The sequence below is a fragment of the Shewanella glacialipiscicola genome (assembly GCF_023283485.1).
Classification (GTDB): domain Bacteria; phylum Pseudomonadota; class Gammaproteobacteria; order Enterobacterales; family Shewanellaceae; genus Shewanella; species Shewanella glacialipiscicola.
The window spans coordinates 20,709-41,798 of record NZ_JAKILU010000005.1; the positions used below are offsets into that span (position 1 = coordinate 20,709).

Here is a 21,090-nt window from a genome sequence, read left to right on the forward strand (position 1 = left end):
AAGAAATAATAAAGGAGCTCAAAAGCTCCTGTTAAATTACTCAGCGTTAAACATTAGGCTAACGCACTTATCTTATCGGTATTAATCACATTGATTGCAGTTAAATAGTCAATTAACGCGCGTACTTGAGTCGCTAAATCGCCTTTACTGGTATCAATCGTTAATTCGGCGGCCAATGGCGCTTCGTATGGCGATGAAACGCCAGTAAAATTAGCTATTTCGCCACTGCGCGCTTTCACGTACAACCCCTTAGGATCGCGCTGCTCGCACACGCTTAAAGGCGTGGACACATGCACTTCAATAAACCGCCCCGCGGGAAAGCTAGCACGAATACTATCGCGCTCTTCACGGGTCGGGGAAATAAAGGCCGATAAAATCACCAGCCCAGCATCCACCATCAATTTAGCCACTTCACCCACTCGGCGCAGATTTTCGTCACGATCTTTAACGGTAAAACCTAAATCGTTACACAGACCATGGCGCACATTATCGCCATCGAGCAAATAAGTATGGAATCCCGCCTCAAATAACGCCCGCTCTAACGCGCCTGCCAATGTTGATTTACCCGCACCTGAGAGCCCAGTAAACCACAATAAAACAGGGTTCTGACCTTTTTGTTTAGCTCTAGCAGCTTGATCGATAGGATGTTGATGCCACACGATATTTGTCATAAAAACTCCTCAATCCCTATACAAAAAAATAACTCACATAGGGCAATAAACTCAAGCTAATCATTAAAAGGAAAGATGATTGGCACCATAAATATCACGATCACGGAATACAACACAGATAACGGCAACCCTAAACGAACAAAGTCACTGAAGCGGTAATTACCCGCATTAAATACCATCAAATTGGTCTGATAACCGTAGGGGGAAATAAAGCTCGCGCTGGCACCAAACACCACCGCCATAATAAAGGGTCTTGCATCGACACCGTAATTAAGCGCTATCGCGTAAGCAATCGGGAAAGATAGCGCCGCAGCGGCATTATTGGTGACCAGTTCCGTCAGCAACAAGGTCATCAAATACACACCGACAAAAGCGCCAAATACGCCATAACCATTGATAACCGAAAGCAATCCTTGCGCTAAGCTATCGGCAAGGCCTGTGCTCATCATCAAATTGGCGAGCCCTAAGGCGCTCCCCACAATGACCACCAATTCTAATGGGAAACGGCGTTTAAGCTCAGCCAAAGTAACAGCGCCAATGGCAAAATAACCGAGCAACAACAACACTAAACCCTTAGCTAACGGCAACACACCAGTAACACTGAGTACAATCACAGCCGCAAAACCGAGTAATACCCAACGGCCACGGTGATTGTCTAAGCGTACATTTAAATCTAGCCCACTCACTGCGGCAAATTCTGAGCTCAATTTTGGATTGGCGCTAAAACTATCCCCTGGCGTCAATAACAATACATCGCCAGGTTGCAAAATAATGTCACCAAGTCCGCCCTTTAGCGGATGATTTCCGCGCCGAATCGCCATCACGGCGGCATCAAACTGCTCACGAAAACGCGATACTTTTAACGAGTTACCGACTAAACTGGATGACGGCGCAAGCACTGCTTCAACTAAATTTTGCCCCTTTGCTTGATGTTTACCAAACCAATCTAAACCATCGAATTGATGTAATAACTCCACCGATTCTACCGCACCGCTAAAACGCAGCACATCGTCCGCTTGTAGCACTAGCTGGGGCGGCACGGGGCAAATACAAATGCCACTGCGTTCTAACTCGACTAGATATAACTGCTTTAGCGCCCTGAGTTTATTGTCAACCACACTGCGGCCCACTAAGAGCGAACCTTTCGCCACATGGGCTTCGAGTAAATAAGGTAGTGCTTCTTCATCTGACTCTTCGCGTCTATCTGGCAGAATATTTACCAATAGGACCAACAGTAAAATACCCGCGACGACAATCACAACAGCGACGGGCGTGAACTCAAAAAAACCTAAGGCGGGTAAGCCAGCGTTTTCCACGAAGGAGTTAACAATTAAGTTAGTTGATGTACCAATTAGCGTAAGCGTGCCACCTAAAATTGCTGCGTAATTAAGGGGTAACAGCAACTTAGCCGGAGCGTGCACTTGATTGCGGCGCACAACACCTATGAGCGATGCCACCACGGCAGTGTTATTAGTAAAAGATGATAACAAGGCAGTCGATAGCCCAAGCTTTGCCATGGTTATAGGTAAAGAACTATTACCGATAACCTGACTCAATTTGCCCAGTAGGGAGGTTTTTTCTAACGCTGTCGCGGCCAACACCAATAGAACTAAGGTGACCAAGCCAATATTGGTAAAGCTGGTTAATGCGGTATCAAGTGCAACCATGTCAAACAAATAACACAGTAAAAATGCAAATAAAAACAATACTGCAGGGTTAATGCGACCGCTAATTAAGCCAGCCACAAGCCCTAACAAAATAATAGCTAACAGCCACAGGTCACTCACAAATTAAGCTCCAAGCTTAGAGATATCTATCGCTTGCCAATGGGGGTAGTGTTTACGCACTAAGGCATTAAACTCTACTTCAAAGGCACTAAATTGTGATGTGGTTTGTTTATTAATATGTTGACCCGAAACTACCATCACTGCGGCGACGGTCGCATTACTTAAACGGTCAATTAAGATCATTCCGCCCGTATCTCGCACCAAAGAATACGCATCAAATACTATGTCTTCGGTCAGTTCTAAGGTCACGCGGGCAATGGCATTTAACCCAAGTGTATCCGTCGCGCTGCGCGCTAAGGTATTAACATCAACCACATAATCGATGCCAGTCACAGAGGCTTGTGTTTTTTTACCCGCCACTTTGATGTCGTATAACTGACCCAGTTGTAATGGCTTTTCATCCATCCACACTATGTCAGCGCTGATCACATTAGCGACGGCTGGTGCTGAATCAGGTTTAGCCAATAAATCGCCACGGGAAATATCAATTTCATCTTCTAGTGTTATCATCACTGCTTGGCCTGCAACCGCTTCTTGTATGTCACCATCGAAGGTGACAATACGCTCAACCTTACTGCGTTTGCCCGATGGCAAAGCCACTAAATCGTCGCCAACCTTAATAATACCTGACGCTAAAGTGCCTGCAAAACCGCGGAAATCTAAGTTAGGGCGCGACACATACTGTACTGGGAAACGTACGGGTAAGGAGCTGAGTTCACGTTGTGTATCAATAGTTTCTAGCAGTTCGAGCAAAGTGCCACCTTGATACCAAGGGCTTTGATTACTGCGCTCAACTACGTTGTCACCATTCAGCGCCGATAACGGCACAAAATGGATATCAGGACAGCCAAAGTCTTTAACGAAATCGGTAAAATCAGCACGAATACGGTTGAATACTTGCTGGTCAAACTCAAGCAGGTCCATTTTATTTACGGCAACGACAAAGTGACGAATACCCAATAATGAAGCGATAAATGCATGGCGCTTAGTCTGAGTCTGCACGCCGTAGCGGGCATCGACTAAAATCACCGCTAAATCACAGGTCGATGCGCCCGTGGCCATATTGCGGGTGTACTGCTCATGCCCTGGGGTATCGGCGATAATGAATTTGCGCTTATCACTTGAAAAATAACGGTAAGCCACATCAATAGTGATACCTTGCTCGCGCTCAGCTTGCAAACCATCCACCAGCAAGGCTAAGTCAATGGCTTCACCTGTAGTGCCCATCTTAGCGCTGTCGCTCTTTAAGCTCGCCAATTGATCTTCATAGATTTGTGCGCTGTCGTGTAATAGACGACCGATTAAGGTGCTTTTGCCATCATCAACACTGCCGCAGGTTAAAAAGCGCAGTAAACCTTTATACTGCTGTAGGGCCAAATATTCTTTTACACCATGGAGGGTAATTTCCGCCGCCATGCGATTGGTTTTATTGACTGCTTTGTCCATCTTATTCTCACTCTTGATCTGCTTGGCTGAAGGTCGTGCTTTACTTGCGCCACCTTCGCGAAATAGGCTTAACCTTGCCGAGATTAGAAGTAGCCTTGACGCTTCTTCTGCTCCATCGAGGCACTTTGATCTGAATCGATTAGTCGGCCTTGGCGCTCACTCGAACGGGTTAACAGCATTTCTTCAATAATCTTCTCTAAGCTATCAGCCTCAGAATGCATAGCGGCTGTGAGTGGATAGCAACCTAAGGTTCTAAAACGTACCACTTCTTCTTTAATCTGCTCGCCTTCGGCTAACGTCATCCGTTCATCATCAACCAAAATTAGCTGGCCATCGCGCTCAACAACAGGACGTTTAGCAGCAAAGTATAATGACACTAACTCAATGTTTTCTTGATAGATATATTGCCAAATATCCAACTCTGTCCAGTTAGATAACGGAAACACTCGAATACTTTCGCCTTTATTCACCGCGCCGTTATAGGTACGCCATAATTCTGGGCGTTGGTTTTTAGGATCCCACCTGTGGTGACGGTCGCGGAAGGAATATACCCGCTCTTTAGCTCGAGATTTTTCTTCATCACGACGGGCGCCACCAAAAGCGGCATCAAAACCGTATTGGTTAAGTGCTTGCTTTAGACCTTGGGTCTTCATGATATCGGTATGTTTAGCGCTACCATGGTCGAAAGGGTTAATCCCCTGCGCCACGCCTTCAGGGTTAGTATGTGTCAGCAGCTCAAAACCAAATTTCTTGGCTTGTGCATCACGAAAGGTAATCATCTGCTTAAATTTCCAACCCGTATCAACATGCAATAACGGAAATGGGATCTTGCCCGGGTAAAAGGCTTTACGCGCTAAGTGCAGCATAACGGAAGAATCTTTCCCGATAGAATACATCATCACAGGATTATCGAATTCGGCTGCAACTTCACGAATGATCTGGATACTCTCGGCTTCCAGTTGTTGTAAGTGGCTTAATTCACGCCCGGCCATACTATTCTCCGTTTACCTTAAATTAGCTGTAATTAGCACAGCATGGGTTTGCTTAATTTAAATATTTATCACTGTTCGTTGCTTAGTTTATCGACGCGGCAGCCAACACTCTATCCGATTGAGTCAGTCCATCATTATCATGGGCATTTTCAACCGATTCAGATTTGAACCAATGCAAGGTGTCACTCAGCGCGACCACTTCGCCAATAATCATCAGTGCTGGCATGTGTAATTCAGGATCGGCAGCAAGTTGTTCAAGCTCGCCTAAACGGCCGATAAAGCGCCGCTGCTCTTTGGTTGTCGCCTTCGACACTATCGCCACTGGCGTATCCGAGCTTCGACCCGCATTGAGCAAACCTTGACGAATTATGCCCGCATTAAGAATCCCCATGTACACGACTAATGTATTGTTAGCATTAGCATAACCTTGCCAATCCATCGGGCGGCTCGCTAACTGGCAATGGCCTGTAATAAAAGTAACGCCTTGGGCATAGTCTCTGTGCGTTAAAGGGATCCCCGCGTAGGCAGAGGTACCACTGGCGGCAGTAATGCCGGGGACAACTTCAAACTCAACTCCCGCTTCGACTAAGGTTTGTAACTCTTCACCGCCGCGGCCAAAAATAAAAGGATCGCCACCCTTAAGCCGTACTACATTTTTACGGGTGTAAGCTTTGGTAACGAGTAACTGATTAATGTCGTCCTGCGCGGCGCTGTGTTTATTAGCACGTTTGCCTACGGCAATCTTTTCAGCATCTTTAGGGATAAGATCGAGAATATCTTGACTGACTAAGGCATCGTACAGCACAGCATCGGCGTTTTTAAGAATGCGCCATGCCTTTAACGTCAATAACTCAACGTCACCAGGACCTGCACCCACCAGCCACACTTTGCCTTTGGCCGCTTGGCCCGGTAAAGATAATACTTCCATCAGAATCCCCAACATCACTTTAGTCTGCTGAAATATAGCGCGTCTTATATTCCACAATAAATAGATAATTATTAGTTTTTATATCATTTAGATATAAAAGAAGCTGAGGATGCCAGCAATAAAACGATAAAATTCTATGTTCAAGCCTTAGCGCCATCTAGAATATAAAAACAAATAACTATATAACAACAACTTAGAAACAATATCGCGTTTTAATAAAACCACGCCTTGTTAGAGATATTGATGATTTTTGCACTATGTTATTCTCAAAAACTCTACTTAAAAGACGAATGCCCGATGATAAATATCAAAATGCCATCCCTTGCCAATTAATAGCCTCGACACCTTTGGCTAAAAAGCCAACATAAAACCTTGGAGTGCACCATAACATTTGATTTTTCAATAGCGATACATTCACTTTCTAGTGGTAAGCTGAGCGCCATTATTTTTGTTGCGCTAGACGGACAAAAAAACTAATAAATGCATCATGGAGGGCAGATGAAACGACTTTATTCAGCAATCGCAGTAGTAGGACTATTATTTAGTGCGAATATAAATGCCGAGGAATCATTAGTTAAAGATAGAGTAGAGGTTGAACTTGCTACAGCGGATCTGCCTTTTGTTATTGCACCCCATAAAGTGAATTACTTTTTACCGGTTACTTATAATCCCGATCCTAATATGGATCCCTTTACCGAGGATGCTGTACTCAATCCTTATTCTTTAGATGAATTTGAAGCGAAGTTTCAAATCAGCTTTAAATTCCCTATTTGGTACAATATATTCGGTGATAACGGTCATTTATTTTTTGCTTACACCAACCAATCCTATTGGCAGGTGTATAACAAAGACACTTCGTCCCCTTTTAGAGAAACCAATCACGAACCTGAAGTCTTTCTGATGTTTAATAACGATTGGAAAATTGGCAGTGTCACTAACTCTTTTTGGGGTGTCGGTGCTGTACATCAATCTAACGGTAAAGCGGGGCCACTTTCCCGTAGCTGGAATCGACTTTACGCCACGATGATTTTTGATGCGGGTCCGCTCGCCTTCTCAACTAAAGTATGGTGGCGCATTCCAGAAGATGAAAAAACAGATCCAAATCAGGCAAACGGCGACGATAACCCCAATATTGAAGACTACATAGGTAGAGCTGAGTTTGTCGGCGTTTATGGCATCGATGAGCATAGGCTCACATTAACCCTTAAAACTAATCTAGAAGATATTGACCGAGGTTCTGCTGAAGTGACATGGAGCTATCCAATTGTCGGCAACTTACGCTTTTATACTCAATATTTTAATGGCTATGGTGAGAGTCTCATCGACTATGACTACCATAATCAACGTATCGGTATCGGGATTTCACTCAACGATCTGCTATAGCAATATAAAGTAACAGTATACAAAAATCAGCCTCAATCTGATGCCATAGCCAATGATACGGCTAAATAGCTCAGATGAGGCTGATTTGATGTCAGCACAACACACGTTAATGCCTAAGGCAATTAGGCCGACAGTTGCACACCTTTTATGCCCTAAAGCAAAGCTGAGTATCATGGGAGGAATATGAGTTTTAGCTACCGCAGTATCGTCACATTGCTTTTAGCGATCATTGTAGCCAGCTTACTTCAGCTTGTATTTTTCGCGGTACCAAAAAATAAACCCCTTCCTGTGCTCAATGCTCAAGAGATACGTCAAGATCTCTACGCCCTATTAAGTCAAATAGAACAATACTCAGGTTTCTATGCGTTAACTATGGATAACACCAACGCGCAACTCAGCCATGTAGCAAGCCTCATTGTTGAGCAACATCAGGATATTACGCCACATGCCCGATTTGCGGCCGAAATAACTAAACTACTGAATACATTAAAAGACCCTGGCGCACTGGTACAAAATTTTGATGATAAAAGTGGCGAACTGCCACTAATATTACGGCCTCTAAACGATCAATGGCTGGCTTTAGATAAAGACAATAGTCCAATCAATAGCCACTTTCCCTTTATCACTCATATTGATGGGCTTCCCATACATAAATGGGTTACTGCTAGCCAAGCTTATTTGCCCGAGCCTGCTAGACAAAGCCAAGAAATGCAGTGGCCTTGGCTTAAAAGACTTAATTTATTGCGCGAAGACCTAGGTTTGAGCATTAAACCCTATGTACTTATTACTCTGATTAATGACGACATGCAGACTCAGCAGGTCACACTTGCCTTAGCACCAAAACAGTCACAAGTTATCGACGCCATTGCCAAAGAAGATGACAACCGTGAGCCCAGCGTGTTTGATCTCATTAATCAATTATCGACATTTGAACGCCCTGAATTTCAAGATATGCCTCATCGGTTAGCAAAGGTCAATACGACGACGGTTAAACTTAAAATAAGCGATCTCAGCGCTTTTGAATTAGATAAAGAGTTACAGCAAGAACTGTTCAAGGGCATGACACATCCCTTACTCATCATTGATTTACGTGATGCAAAAGGCTTTAGCCCCACACTACTTACCATGTTGTCGCGATACCAAGATACAGATTTAAATAATACCCTAGCGCCAAACGTGATGGGATTTGCACATTATCGCCGCTCACCCAAATTCAGAAATGATTACCTAAAACCGCTCAACTTTATGCCACTCGACACGCTAGAGTACAGTGCGCCTCGGCTTAAGGCTCTCACCCACAACTTACCTACAGTCAACGACGATAAATTTAGTCCTTGGTATGTCCGTACTAAACCTGTGGTGACGCCTGAAGGTCGCAATCGTTTAGCGCTACTTGTAAGCCCACATTGTCGCCAAGAATGTGAATGGATAGCCTATCGCACTCGTTTATGGTCCAGAGTCAATTTGATTGGCGAAAAAACCTCTGGTGACTTTGCTCGTCACTATCATTTCAAATTACCAAATAGTGGGCTCGATATAAGGTTGAGTAGCTCATTAACCTATGATGCCCAAGGTAAGCTGTTATCTGGTGTGGGGACTGAACCCGATATTTTGCTGCCGCAAAATAACGACATCCAATGGCAAGGACTGGTGAGTTTAGTCCGTTCAGCCAAGCCCAAACCGCAGCAGGGACAACCAGGCTTACAACCCATAAAATTAGCTCAATCTAAGCTCAATTAGCCACAAAAAAAGAGCCAGCAATTAGCTGGCTCGATTTAATATTTATTCGCTAACTCAATAGTAGCGCATCAATAAATGGCATCTAGAATTACTTTTTCTCTGTTGCTTTAGAATTAGCGACAGAGCCTATGACTAAGCCTTGCTGATTAACATCAAAACTCATTTTTACTCGCATATTGTAATCTTTAAGCATTTTCATTTCTTCGGGGACTGGCTCACCGCTCATTTCTAATAACGTTAGCATGGGAGTAAACATCTTGCCGTAGTCAGCAGATAAGCTATACATGCCATTAGTTGACAGTTTCTCAGCCGCAAGTTTGTTTGCCAGTTGCAAACCTTTATCACCGCTATACATCACCAAATGCTGACCTTTAATCGCCAACATAGGTTTGATACCTAACTCAGGTGGCAGCATTAATATGGGAGATAAATCAGTGGCATCACCATTATCGGCTAATTGCACATCCGCCAACATAGGCGCGAAAGGTTTTACCATATTGAATAACATGGCGGGATTTTCGGCACTCAGGCTAACTAAGGCATCTACGCTTTCTAACTGATAATCTTGATCGTGCGTTGTCATTTTAAAGTCGAGTAATGATACGCTCATACCTTTCACGCCATTAGCCATACCGGTGAACATACCGAGCATCGCTGGACTTTGTTGACTCAGCTCCGACTGCCATTGTGCTAGTGGCGCACAAGTCAATTGTGGTTTTTGTAGATCATCCCAAATTGCAGTTAATGCAGGCGCGACTTCATTAACATCTAAACCTATAGCCATCGAGAATATAGTGCTGTTGATATCGTCCATATGTGCAGGAATAAAACCACGCATTTTTTGTAACGCTGCCAAAATAGGTTGATTCTTAGTTTCAATCACAAATGAGGCAGCCATGTGGCTTTCTTTTTCGCTTACTGAAAACTCAGTTAACCCTGCAACGGTACGCGGCCAGTTTGCGGCAATTGCGGTGAGTTCAGCACGGCATTCAGGTGTTCTAATTTCAGCTAATGGATTTTCACCTGTGCTTTCGCTGGCTAAAAGTAGCGTTAATTGCTGCGATAATAGATTGCTATCGGCTGATGTTAATGCCTTTACAATTTCTACATGATTGATAAAGCTAATGCTGTTATTTTTAAAACCATGGGTCTTAATAATATCGTCTAAAATACCTGAAGCTGCTAATGACTGCGGCGCCTTCTTAATACCAAACGCCATTTCTAATAAATCAGGCTTAGTTAAAGATGTGCTGAATGTCATCGTTAAAATGCCATCTTTCTGGGCAAATAATAACTCCACTTTTTCAGCTGCACTATCATCCGATAACATATAGGCGCGGTAATCAACGTCACCGATTTTACGCATTTCGTGGCTTACACCACTGTCTTTTTCGGCTTTATCTAACACAGCCCAAAAAGCATCGACTTGATTAACATCAATTTTGAAGACTGGCAAAGCGCCTAATGTATAAATATAAGGTTTAACCTCATCAGGAAGGCCAAAGGTTTTCAACAATAAAGCGGGGTCTTTAATTCCCTCCATATATTGCTGATAAATGCTGACAAAGAACTTGCCCATAGGGCTATCTAACTCATCTAGTTCAGTTAAAGTATTACTGGGGTATTGCTGATAATTTCCAGAAATAGACTGTAAATAGGCTTTTAACGGGAAAGGAGTTAACTGGCCCGAAAATAACGGCGTATCAGCGGGCACATAGTCGAGCAAAGGGTTTGCAGAGGCACTTGAACCAGCACCATTTTGCGTATACCAATAACCGCCCGCACCGGCCGCAATAATTGCCGCAGCAATCACAATCTTTTTCATTTAACAAACTCCATTTGAGATCAATTCAATTTAATATAAAAAAAATGCCTAACATAATGTTCTGGCAATTCAATATTGACTGTTCTTACCTATCCCTAATGCGAACAATGTAAAAACCAGAAAGGTATAAATTTTACTACCACAAAGCACAAAGTAACACCTCAGCCGAAAAGACTGAGGTGTTACTTTAAGAATCAACATAAAAACACACCATAATTTAACATTAAATAAATCTAGATGCGAATGAGGTAAAGACTTAATTCACTAAAAATCATCATTGATAACGTTAGCTCGATACAAGCTTAGTTTGGTCTTAATTCTGAGACTATCCGTCGATTGATGATGGCGAATAATAAACAATCAAGACAAGCTATCGGTAAAGGTCATAATGATTATTCTACTTCATAAACTTTTTTAAGCGTGATATCACCTAACTGATTCATTTGTTTGCGGATCCAAGCCGAGCGCTGCTGTACATAGGACGATGGCGGTGAAATCTTATAGCGCCAAGGGTTAGGTAAAATGGCGGCAAGTAATGAAGCCTCATATTGAGTAAGCTTGGCCGCAGATTTACCAAAATAATGCTTTGATGCCGCTTCAGCGCCGTATATTCCGGGGCCAAATTCGACAATATTTAAATACACTTCGAGAATACGTGACTTATCCCAAGTCAATTCCATCAATAGCGTAAACCAGGCTTCTAATCCTTTACGCAAAAAACTGCGACTTGACCACATAAAAAGATTTTTCGCCGCCTGCTGACTTAAGGTACTCGCACCACGAACCTTGCCCCCCTGCTGATTGTATTTCAGCGCCGAGCTAATCGCCGCTAAATCGAATCCACTATGGTCGGCAAAATGTTGATCTTCTGCGGCAATGACCGCTAATTGTAATTGGGAAGATATTTGTTCGATATCACGCCATTCGTGCATCACCTCACCCATAGGTGCGGGCGGAGATAAAGCACGTTCAATGCGCCAAGTCCACATAGGGGGATCGACAAACCTCAGCAGTATCACCAATAATATCGAGCATAATAATGCCCAAAGTAATCCCTTAAATAGCCATGACAATAAACGCCGAAAGCTACGCTTTGGTCTTTGAGGTTTCATACTGCTTTTTTTATTCACACTGGGACGCCGGACATGATCTCGCATCGCATACATAGGAGCCGTCATTTATACCATCTCATCCAAGCACTCTCACCTTTGGCAGTCATTTAGCCATCTATCTCATGCAGAAAAGTCTCTGCAACAACTCGGTCTAAAAAATAATCTCTAGTACTAAGCCTATTACATGCTGATCATGCAACGAGAATCCCAGAAACACCAAAGATATTTTATAACAGAATCAAAGATAGATAGAGAATAGACCCTAATAGGAACAAATTAAGAATACAAATGGGGCGAAGTAAACTGGATTCAACCTCGGCAGCTTTGACGACAGCTGACCGAGGTAATGATGACAGATTAACGAGGGCTAGCAAGTCAATCAAACAACTTTATACTCGCGTAGGCGAGCCAGGTTTGTACCCTATTTACTGCCTTAAGTTTTGTTATAACGCTATATAGCCAACGCAGCCCATCAATAACGATGACAACAACCCAACTTTGTAAAAGGTATCAACGATGCCAGTTACACAATAAAAAGCTCAAAACTATCTACGGGAACTTCAAAATATAGCTCAGAATAAATCAATGTGTCACTTTGTGATTAAAAATGTATAAAATTCACACAAAACACCGCGATGACGGAGATTAGAATCAATTTAGCGCGTTTTTATGACATTTAGATTACCGCTACGCCAAAAGATACCGCCAAAATTAAAAATGTATTTTTAATTTCAAAAATCTTAATAGCTAGCGATACTGCAATGGCAAGAATCCATTATTAATATTTTAAATCAATAAGTTAATCATTATTGTTTAAATGTCATAGTGTAAGCCACACTCACGTTTTAGCCCATTAAAGCGAGTTTCTTCTTCACTCATACCCAATTCTAATGGCTTACTGGAATGGGTGTCGCCAACAGAAACATAACCTTGATCCCAAAGTGGATGATATGGCAAATTAAATTGCGTCAAATATAAATGCACATCTTTATTGGTCCACTCAATAATCGGCAGTAATTTAAACCGCGAACCATGAATCGCCAATATAGGTAAGGTTTCACGGCTGCTGGCTTGGCTGCGGCGCAGCCCAGCAAACCAAGTGCCAACTTCCAGCTCAGTTAAGGCACGCTGCATAGGCTCCACTTTATTTAAACGGTTGTACTGCTCTAACCCATTTAAACCTTGTTCCCACAACTGACCAAAACGTGCCTCTTGCCATGCAGATGTCATTGCTGCTTGATACACTTTTAAATTTAACGATAACCGCTGCGTCAGTTCATCAATAAACTGATAGGTTTCAGGGAACAAATATCCGGTATCGGTCAAAATAACCGGAATATTTGCCCGTGCTTGGCTCACCATATGCAGCATTACCGCTGCTTGGATCCCAAAACTTGACGACAGTGCGGGGTTACCGGGCAAATAAGTTAACCCCCATAACACTCGCTCTTGCGCGCGCAGCCCTGCTAAAAACTGATTAATGCGCTCAAGCTCTATCGTTTGTTCGGCTTTAGGTGCGATCAATAGCGACTGTAGCTCTACAGAGCTGATGATTGTCGGCACTTTAGTTTCATTATTGTTCAGATAAAGCTCAGCCATGAAAATCCTTAGCGGCGTCAATAACCGCCTTTACTACGCCGATGCGAACAGTAAAGTTGCCAAAAGTTTCGCTAGCATTACGCTCTGTCGCGTAGCGGCCAAACAAGGTATCTAACTCTGCCAGAATTTCGGCTTCTTGGATATTTTCCCGGTGCATTTTATTCAAACGTGTGCCTTCAAAACTTGCACCTAAATACAAGTTATAACGACCAGGCGCTTTACCTACTAAACCAATTTCGGCAGCAAATGGGCGTGCACAGCCATTAGGGCAACCCGTCATCCGCACCACTATTGCCTGTTCACTGATACCATGTTTTGCCTGTAATGCATCGATATGGTCGATAAACTCGGGGAAATAACGCTCCGCTTCCGCCATAGCTAACGGGCACGTTGGCAGCGCCACACAAGCTATCGAATGACCACGAGTTTGAGTAATCACTTGCCCCAACAGACCATGTTTACGGGCTAAGCCTTCAATGGTGGCTTTATCTTCTGCCGCCACACCTGCGATGATCATGTTTTGATTCGAGGTCATGCGGAAATCGCCTTGGTGAATTTTAGCGATTTCGCGCAATCCGGTTTGCAGCGTTTTACCGGGATAATCCTTTACCCGACCACTTTCAATGTACAAGGTTAAATGCCATTTACCATCAACGCCTTCAACCCAGCCATAACGATCACCGCGATCGCCGATTACCACGTCACGCTTAGGCTCAAATTTTACCCCAGCACGCGCCTCGACTTCGGCTTTAAACTTCTCATAACCATGGTCAACAATGGTGTATTTAAGGCGTGAACGTTTGCGGTTTGAGCGATTACCCCAATCACGCTGTACTGTCATCACCGCTTCGGCAAACTTCATTACATCTGCGGCTTTAATAAAGCCCAAATCGTCACCCAAACGTGGGAAAGTTTCCACTTCGCCGTGGGTTGAGCCCATGCCACCGCCAGCCGTTAAATTAAAGCCAACCAGCTCACCTTTTTCAGCAATGGCGATAAACCCTAAATCGTTGGTGTAAACGTCAACATCATTATCTGGCGGTACAGCCACGGCCATTTTAAACTTACGCGGCAGATAAGTTTTGCCATACACAGGTTCAACGGTTTCATCTTCGGTCGAGAGTAATTTTTCTTTATCTAACCAAATTTCAGCATAGGCGCGGGTGTGGGGTAACAAGTGATCAGACAATTGCTTTGCCACCGCATAAGCCTGTTGATGCAATCTAGATTCAACCGGATTAGGGTTACACATCACGTTACGGTTTACATCACCACAAGCGGCGATTGAATCCAGCGCTTCACGATCTAATCCTTGGATTAACGGTTTAAGATTGCGCTTTGGAATACCGTGGTATTGAAAGGTTTGACGAGTGGTCAAACGTATACTGTTTGAACTGGTTAACGTTGAAGCGATTTCATCCACTCCCAACCATTGCTGTGGTGTACACACGCCACCAGGCACCCGAGCACGCAACATGAAGCTGTATAAAGGCTCAAGTTTTTGCTCTTTACGTTCATTACGTAAATCGCGATCGTCCTGCTGATAAAAACCATGAAATTTGATCAACTGCTGATCACTATCGCTGAAGCTACCCGTGACGGAAGAATCTAAGCCTTCTGTAATCGTACCGCGCAGATAATTACTGTCAGTTTTTAAGTATTCGTTTAACGCTAACTTTTGCTCACTCATGGCAACTGCCTCTTAAATTCGGTTCACTAGCTGCACATCGTGATGGTGTTTGCAGCTTTGGCTATTCTTATGCGTTTTTTATGTGCGTTCTAGGCTGCAATTAATACACGTCTTTTTGGTAGCGTTTGTCGCTGCGTAGTGTGTCAAAGTAGGCTTCTGCGGCGTCTATATCTAATCCACCCACTTCAATTGCGACTTCAATTAAGGCTTGATGAACATCTTTTGCCATCCGCTCAGCATCGCCGCAAATGTACAGATGTGCACCATTTTCAAGCCATTGCCACAGCGTTTTTGCCTGCTCTTTAATACGGTGTTGTACATATATTTTATGGGCTTGGTCACGTGAAAACGCCACGTCAATACGACTTAAATCGCCATTTTTAAGATACTGTTGCCACTCAGTTTGATACAAAAAATCTTGCTCAAAATGGGGATTACCGAAGAATAACCAGCTATCCGCTTGAACACCTTGGGCAACACGTTCTTGCATAAAAGCACGAAATGGCGCGACCCCCGTACCAGGGCCCACCATGATCACGGGCGTTGCTGGATTTTCGGGTAAACGGAAATGCTTATTCGGCTCAACATAAACCTTAACTTGTGTGCCTTCAGCGGCAGAAGCTAAGAAATGTGATGCGCCGCCAAAACGCGCCGCGCCATGGCGCTCATCTTCCACTAAGGCCACGGTTAAATGTACTTCAGTTTCGACTTCACTTTGGCTTGAGGCAATAGAGTAAAGTCGTGGCGTTAATGGACGCAGTAACTCAAGCAGCTTTGTCGCACTTAACGTTTCAGCACCATTAGAAAATGGGTACTGGGCGACTAAGTCGGCAAATTGATGCTTGAGAATAAAATGGCGTACTTGCTCTTTATCCTCACTCAATGCCAACAGCTCAGCATTGCCACTAAGCTCAGCCCAGGCTTTGACTAATCCAGGATATAACTGAGTCAGTTCTTTGTTATTGAGCAAAGCTTGCTTGAGGGGCAAGGATTGCGATCCAAGCGTGACTAGCTCGTCAGCCGCGAGTGACAAAGCCGCTAAAATCTCATCCACTAATACTTCGTTATTGCTAAACCATACCCCTAAAGCATCACCTACTTGGTAGGTTAAGCCCGATTCACCAAGATCAATTTCAACATGGCGTACGTCGCGATCTGAGCCGCGACCCGTAATCTTTTGACTAACGAGTACCTCAGCAAGATATGGATTTTGCTTTGTAAACTCATTCACTTGCGTAGTCTTAACAGTACCAATGGATACCACATTGGCTGACGAGGTTTGAATTAACGGTTTTACACTGTTCAAAACCTCGGCATGCCATTCGCTTGCAGCGGTTTCATAATCTACGTCACATTCAATCAAGGGCAATAATGACTTAGCACCTAGAGCCGCGAGGCGAGCATCAAAGTCTTTACCGGTTTGGCAGAAAAACTCATAGCTAGAATCCCCGAGTGCAAGCACTGAGTAATGCAGGTTGTCTAACTTAGGCGCACGTTTGGAAGCTAAAAATTTATGTAATTCGATTGCATCATCTGGGGCCTCACCTTCACCGTGGGTACTTACCACCAGCAAAAGCACAGTTTCTTGTTTCAGTTGGCGTACATTATATTCGCCCATCGAAGCAAGATTAACCGCATAACCCTGAGCTTGCGCCTTATCGGCAAGGGCTTTAGCAACGCCATGGCCATTACCCGTTTGACTACCATAAAGAATAGTTAACGTCTGAACTGTTTGAGTTTCGACAGCGGGAGTCAGTTGGCCGGCGTTAGCTGTCGCGGCAAGATAGCCACTAACCCAAGCCAGTTGTACCGCATTTAACTCTGCTGTGAGCTGTTTTAGCTTTTCGATTTGTCCTTGAGACAATGGCGAAGCCAACGATGAAAGTTCCTTTAACAACATGAAATGGCCCTGTGACAATGTGATATTCACTAGCTTATCCCGCTTTAAGAAAAGCAAAAAAGAATAAAATAAGATTTTTAATTCCTTTTTGGAATATACAAAGTGCAAAAATTAAGCTACAAAAGTGTGCACTGGTTAAAAGTTTTTGATCCGACCAGTGCTGAAACGACCTGCTTGTGCAATATGCACTTGTGCCAAATTAAAGTCTTGCCACAATGGTAACGAGCCTGTCGTACTGTCACCTCTGTTGTTCAAAGAAAAGTGTGTTTCTAAAACGCACGTTTCATACTTGATATTGAGTGTGATAACTTGCCGCAATAAAATAAATGAGTTAACACTAATAACGACCTTTGTAGCTCAAGCGTAATAAACAGTACTCAGGCGGAACGATTATATAAATCATCAGGGAGTAGTCATGCAGATTGGAATACCGAGAGAAAGTCTCGCCGGTGAAACTCGGGTCGCCGCGACGCCAGCCACCGTTGAGCAGCTAAAAAAACTCGGCTTTGAAGTGATGGTTGAATCGAATGCCGGTCAACTGTCTAGCTTTGACGATGCAGCCTTTACCGCTGCAGGAGCAAATATCACGACGGATGTCTGGCAAGCCGACCTCATTTTTAAGGTCAATGCGCCAAACGATGTTGAAATCGAACAAATCAAAGACGGGGCAACTGTCGTCAGCTTTATTTGGCCAGCACAAAACCCTGAGCTAGTTGAAAAATTGTCTAAACGCAATATCAACGTGATGGCGATGGATATGGTGCCACGCATCTCCCGCGCACAATCACTCGATGCTCTCTCCTCTATGGCTAACATTGGCGGTTATCGCGCCGTGGTTGAAGCGGCGCATCAATTTGGTCGTTTCTTTACGGGGCAAATTACCGCTGCAGGTAAAGTCCCTCCCGCTAAAGTATTAGTGATTGGTGCTGGGGTTGCTGGCCTTGCAGCTATTGGCACCGCGGGCTCACTTGGCGCCATAGTACGCGCCTTTGATACCCGTTTAGAAGTCGCTGAACAAATCGAATCTATGGGCGGCCAGTTCCTTAAGCTGGACTTTGGTAACGAAGAAGGTGGCTCATCCGATGGTTATGCTAAAACCATGTCGGATGAATTTATCGCCGCTGAAATGGCGCTGTTTGCTGAGCAAGCAAAAGAAGTCGATATCATCATCACTACCGCGCTAATTCCGGGTCGTCCTGCGCCTAAGCTCATCACTAAAGCCATGGTTGATACCATGAAGAGCGGCTCTGTGATCGTCGATTTAGCCGCCGCGACTGGCGGTAACTGCGAATACACTCAATCGGGCGAGTTATTTGTCACTCCTAATGGCGTCAAAGTGATTGGTTATACCGATCTACCGGGCCGTTTACCCGCGCAATCGTCACAACTTTACGGTACTAACTTAGTCAATTTGATGAAGTTAATGTGTAAAGAGAAAGACGGTAATGCCCACATCAATTTTGATGATGTAGTCATGCGTAATATGACCGTGATTAAAGAAGGTGAAGTGACTTTCCCGCCACCACCGATTTCGGTGTCAGCAGCACCGGTAAAACCGGCTGTGAAAATCGAGCCTAAAAACACCACGCCCAAAGAGCCATCAAAACTGAAATACGTGCTCGCCGCTTTAGGTGTTGCAGGATTTGCTGCTGTGGCATCCGTTGCTCCGGCAGAGTTCTTGTCACACTTCACGGTATTTGTACTGTCTTGCGTGGTTGGCTATTACGTTGTTTGGAACGTTTCACATTCACTGCACACGCCTTTGATGTCAGTGACGAACGCGATTTCAGGCATTATCGTGGTCGGCGCGTTGCTGCAAATTGGTCAGGGTTCAACGTTGGTTACTGTACTGGCATTTATCGCCGTGCTGATCGCCAGTATTAACATCTTTGGCGGTTTTACCGTCACTCAGCGTATGCTGAAGATGTTCCGTAAGGATTAAAGGGGGTTTAACGTGTCTCAAGGACTGGTAACAGCAGCTTATATTATTGCCGCCATTCTCTTCATCTTCAGTCTCGCGGGACTGTCGAAGCAAGAGACGGCAAAACATGGTAATTTATTCGGGATCCTCGGTATGGCAATCGCCCTACTGGCGACTATTTTTAACCCTGATACTAACGGTATTGCATGGATCTTAATCGCCATGGTGATTGGTGGTGCGATTGGTATCCGCTTAGCATTGAAAGTCGAAATGACTCAAATGCCTGAATTGGTTGCTATATTACATAGCTTTGTGGGTATGGCTGCAGTATTGGTTGGCTTCAATAGCTTTATCGATTTGCACCCACAAGAAGTGTCACAAGTAGTGGTGGCTGTCGGTGGTGATATTAATGCCACTCTCGCTGCGGTGAATGATGCCCTAAGTGAAGTGGCTAAAGCCGCCAGCAAAGAACATCTCACTGGTGCGATGCTTAACATCCACTTAGTCGAAGTTTTCCTCGGCATCTTCATCGGTGCGGTCACTTTTACCGGTTCGATTGTCGCCTTTGGTAAGTTACGCGGTACATTTTCATCTAAACCTATGATGTTGCCACATCGCCACAAACTCAATTTAGTGGCGGTTTTAGTGTCTTTAGCCCTGATGGTGTATTTCGTACAGACAGGCGGCACTATGCCTGCACTACTGTTGATGACCCTCATTGCCTTTGCCTTTGGCTGGCATTTAGTGGCATCAATTGGCGGCGCAGATATGCCTGTAGTGGTGTCTATGCTGAACTCCTACTCAGGTTGGGCAGCGGCAGCAGCGGGCTTTATGTTGTCAAACGACCTCTTGATTGTGGTCGGCGCATTAGTGGGTTCATCGGGTGCTATTCTGTCTTACATCATGTGTAAAGCAATGAATCGCTCGTTTATTTCGGTTATCGCAGGTGGCTTTGGCACCGATGGCGCTGTCTCTACAGGCGATGAAGAAATGGGCGATTACCGTGAAACCAACGCTGAAGATGTAGCGGATATGCTGAAAAATGCTACGTCGGTTATCATCACACCCGGTTATGGGATGGCGGTAGCACAGGCGCAATATCCTGTTGCTGAAATCACCCAAAAACTGCGTGATCGCGGTATTAAAGTCCGTTTCGGCATACATCCAGTCGCAGGCCGCTTACCAGGGCACATGAACGTACTGTTAGCAGAAGCAAAAGTCCCCTACGATATCGTGCTTGAAATGGACGAAATCAACGAAGACTTTAAAGATACTGACGTAGTGCTGGTTATTGGTGCAAACGACACGGTTAACCCCGCGGCAATGGAAGACCCAGGTAGTCCTATTGCGGGCATGCCAGTGCTAGAAGTGTGGAAAGCACAAAATGTCATCGGCTTTAAACGGTCAATGAATACCGGTTATGCCGGCGTGCAAAATCCACTGTTCTTTAAAGAGAATACCCAAATGTTATTTGGGGATGCGAAAGCCAGTGTCGAAGCAATTTTAAAAGCACTGTAGTTTTAATAGCATTCGTTTTAATAGCATTAAGGGAGCCATAGGCTCCCTTAATTTTTAGTAATTTTTTACTGTTGATTATGCCGCTTTCTCTACATCGAAATTGGATAGCAACATGACAGCACTACGACCTAATAAATGATTAATCGTACTATCACCGACTAAACCGAGTTCAGCAATCGCTTGTTGGCGCGCGTTGCTTACCGCTCTAAAGAGAGTGATTTCATTATTAGCACCACCACAGAGGCTAAAAAACAGCCTCAACACAGCGCGATAATGCTCTTCTTGCATCGCCTGCATCCAAGATGTTTCTAAGGTTTCTTGGCTAGAAAAGTCTAATGCCTCAACAAATAGATTGCCAATACGGCCATCTAAACGCACTAAAAAGTCAGTTTTTCGTGGAAAATGATGACTAATACCAGTGCGGCTAATACCGGTTGCTTCTGACAACGTGGTGTAGGACATGGTCTCAAAACCGATAGTCAAAATCTGCTTTAATGCTTCATCCATAATTTGATTAATGGTCAGCTCAGTTTGTACTCGCGAGCGTTTAGCCACAGTAAGATCTCCCCTCTTATTTT

Annotated in this window: 15 protein-coding genes; 4 read left to right on the forward strand and 11 right to left on the reverse strand. The window is 44.2% G+C overall.

The features are described from left to right. Window positions 1-53 precede the first annotated feature (53 nt). From cysC to cobA, 5 genes are all read right to left on the reverse strand, one after another. Window positions 54-671: an adenylyl-sulfate kinase gene (cysC, locus tag L2717_RS05860; protein WP_220773619.1), complete on the reverse strand. Its 618-nt coding sequence runs from the start codon at window positions 669-671 to the stop codon at window positions 54-56. 56 nt (window positions 672-727) lie between these two features. Next, window positions 728-2,458, reverse strand: a complete 1,731-nt coding sequence (locus tag L2717_RS05865; protein WP_220773618.1) for an SLC13 family permease — start codon at window positions 2,456-2,458, stop codon at window positions 728-730. Window positions 2,459-2,461: 3 nt separating this feature from the next. Continuing rightward, a complete protein-coding gene (gene cysN / locus L2717_RS05870) occupies window positions 2,462-3,904 on the reverse strand; it encodes a sulfate adenylyltransferase subunit CysN (RefSeq protein WP_220773617.1) in 1,443 nt (480 codons plus the stop codon). 83 nt (window positions 3,905-3,987) lie between these two features. Beyond that, complete coding sequence (cysD, locus tag L2717_RS05875; protein ID WP_220773616.1) at window positions 3,988-4,896, reverse strand: sulfate adenylyltransferase subunit CysD; 909 nt, start codon at window positions 4,894-4,896, stop codon at window positions 3,988-3,990. Window positions 4,897-4,978: 82 nt separating this feature from the next. After that, window positions 4,979-5,824 (reverse strand): uroporphyrinogen-III C-methyltransferase, encoded by an 846-nt coding sequence (cobA, locus tag L2717_RS05880; protein ID WP_220773615.1) that lies wholly within the window; start codon window positions 5,822-5,824, stop codon window positions 4,979-4,981. A 498-nt stretch (window positions 5,825-6,322) separates the two neighbouring features. Between cobA and L2717_RS05885 the strand changes: the two genes are divergently transcribed. Together L2717_RS05885 and L2717_RS05890 are read left to right on the forward strand one after the other, a co-directional pair. Continuing rightward, a complete protein-coding gene (locus tag L2717_RS05885) occupies window positions 6,323-7,207 on the forward strand; it encodes a phospholipase A (protein ID WP_220773614.1) in 885 nt (294 codons plus the stop codon). Between the two features lie 183 nt (window positions 7,208-7,390). Continuing rightward, window positions 7,391-8,947: a S41 family peptidase gene (locus tag L2717_RS05890; RefSeq protein ID WP_248938000.1), complete on the forward strand. Its 1,557-nt coding sequence runs from the start codon at window positions 7,391-7,393 to the stop codon at window positions 8,945-8,947. An 88-nt stretch (window positions 8,948-9,035) separates the two neighbouring features. On the opposite strand, the gene L2717_RS05895 is transcribed toward L2717_RS05890, so the two are convergent. The 5 genes from L2717_RS05895 to L2717_RS05915 form a co-directional block, all read right to left on the reverse strand. Then, complete coding sequence (locus L2717_RS05895) at window positions 9,036-10,772, reverse strand: hypothetical protein (protein ID WP_248938001.1); 1,737 nt, start codon at window positions 10,770-10,772, stop codon at window positions 9,036-9,038. Window positions 10,773-11,164: 392 nt separating this feature from the next. Then, window positions 11,165-11,950, reverse strand: coding sequence for a monofunctional biosynthetic peptidoglycan transglycosylase (mtgA, locus tag L2717_RS05900; RefSeq protein ID WP_220774066.1), 786 nt, complete (start codon window positions 11,948-11,950; stop codon window positions 11,165-11,167). 747 nt (window positions 11,951-12,697) lie between these two features. Continuing rightward, window positions 12,698-13,483, reverse strand: a complete 786-nt coding sequence (locus L2717_RS05905; RefSeq protein WP_107881670.1) for a phosphoadenylyl-sulfate reductase — start codon at window positions 13,481-13,483, stop codon at window positions 12,698-12,700. Further along, window positions 13,476-15,173, reverse strand: coding sequence for an assimilatory sulfite reductase (NADPH) hemoprotein subunit (cysI, locus tag L2717_RS05910; RefSeq protein ID WP_107881668.1), 1,698 nt, complete (start codon window positions 15,171-15,173; stop codon window positions 13,476-13,478). Before cysI ends, L2717_RS05905 begins: the two co-directional genes overlap by 8 nt. A 100-nt stretch (window positions 15,174-15,273) precedes the next feature. Then, window positions 15,274-17,073: an assimilatory sulfite reductase (NADPH) flavoprotein subunit gene (locus L2717_RS05915; RefSeq protein WP_220774076.1), complete on the reverse strand. Its 1,800-nt coding sequence runs from the start codon at window positions 17,071-17,073 to the stop codon at window positions 15,274-15,276. A gap of 415 nt (window positions 17,074-17,488) precedes the next feature. Here L2717_RS05915 and L2717_RS05920 point away from each other — a divergent pair, with 415 nt between their 5' ends. Together L2717_RS05920 and pntB are read left to right on the forward strand one after the other, a co-directional pair. Continuing rightward, window positions 17,489-19,015, forward strand: a complete 1,527-nt coding sequence (locus L2717_RS05920) for a Re/Si-specific NAD(P)(+) transhydrogenase subunit alpha (RefSeq protein WP_220774067.1) — start codon at window positions 17,489-17,491, stop codon at window positions 19,013-19,015. A 12-nt stretch (window positions 19,016-19,027) separates the two neighbouring features. After that, entirely contained in the window at window positions 19,028-20,512 is a 1,485-nt protein-coding gene (pntB, locus tag L2717_RS05925) for a Re/Si-specific NAD(P)(+) transhydrogenase subunit beta (protein WP_220774069.1), read from the forward strand. Between the two features lie 75 nt (window positions 20,513-20,587). On the opposite strand, the gene L2717_RS05930 is transcribed toward pntB, so the two are convergent. After that, window positions 20,588-21,067 carry a TetR family transcriptional regulator gene (locus L2717_RS05930; RefSeq protein WP_220774070.1) on the reverse strand — a complete coding sequence of 160 codons (480 nt, stop codon included), beginning with the start codon at window positions 21,065-21,067 and terminating at the stop codon, window positions 20,588-20,590. Window positions 21,068-21,090 lie beyond the last annotated feature (23 nt).